The organism is Amphibiibacter pelophylacis (assembly GCF_037688875.1).
Lineage (GTDB): Bacteria > Pseudomonadota > Gammaproteobacteria > Burkholderiales > Burkholderiaceae_C > Amphibiibacter > Amphibiibacter pelophylacis.
This window is the reverse complement of record NZ_JAWDIE010000044.1, coordinates 1-1,142: the sequence shown is the minus strand read 5'-3', so window position 1 is coordinate 1,142 and position 1,142 is coordinate 1. Positions and strand designations below refer to the sequence as shown.

Here is a 1,142-nt window from a genome sequence, read left to right as displayed (position 1 = left end):
AAGGAAAAGTTTGAGCGGACAAAACCGCACGTCAACGTCGGCACGATCGGCCACGTCGATCACGGCAAAACCACGCTGACGGCGGCAATCACGACCGTTCTGGCGCAGAAATTCGGCGGTCAGGCCAAGGCCTATGACCAGATCGACGCAGCGCCCGAAGAAAAGGCCCGTGGCATCACGATCAACACCGCGCACGTCGAGTACGAAACCGCTGGCCGTCACTATGCCCACGTGGATTGCCCCGGACACGCCGACTATGTGAAGAACATGATCACCGGCGCCGCCCAGATGGATGGCGCAATTCTGGTGTGCTCGGCCGCTGACGGCCCCATGCCCCAGACCCGCGAGCACATCCTGCTGGCGCGTCAGGTGGGCGTGCCCTACATCATCGTGTTCCTGAACAAGTGCGACATGGTCGATGACGAAGAGCTGCTGGAACTGGTCGAAATGGAAGTGCGCGAGCTGCTGTCCAAGTACGACTTCCCGGGCGACGACACCCCCATCGTCAAGGGCAGCGCCAAGCTGGCCATGGAAGGCGACAAGGGCGAGCTGGGCGAAGGCGCGATCCTGAAACTGGCCGAAGCGCTGGACAGCTACATCCCCACGCCCGAGCGCGCGGTGGACGGCACCTTCCTGATGCCCGTTGAAGACGTGTTCTCGATCTCGGGTCGTGGCACCGTGGTGACGGGCCGTGTCGAGCGCGGCGTGGTCAAGGTCGGCGAGGAAATCGAGATCGTCGGTATCAAGCCCACCCAGAAGACGACCTGCACGGGCGTGGAAATGTTCCGCAAGCTGCTGGACCAGGGCCAGGCCGGTGACAACGTCGGCGTGCTGCTGCGCGGCACCAAGCGTGAAGACGTCGAGCGTGGCCAGGTGCTGTGCAAGCCCGGTTCGGTGAAGCCGCACACGCACTTCACGGCCGAGATCTACGTGCTGAGCAAGGACGAAGGCGGCCGTCATACGCCGTTCTTCAACAACTACCGTCCCCAGTTCTACTTCCGCACGACGGACGTGACGGGCGCCGTGGAGCTGCCGGAAGGCAAGGAAATGGTGATGCCTGGCGACAACGTGTCGATCACGGTCAAGCTGATCGCGCCGATCGCGATGGAAGAAGGCCTGCGTTTCGCGATCCGCGAAGGCGG

1 protein-coding gene is annotated in these 1,142 nt (G+C 63.1%); it reads left to right on the top strand.

The features are described from left to right. Nucleotides 1-1,142 (top strand): elongation factor Tu (gene tuf, locus RV045_RS14310; RefSeq protein WP_423236467.1); only part of this gene is annotated, 1,142 nt, incomplete at both ends.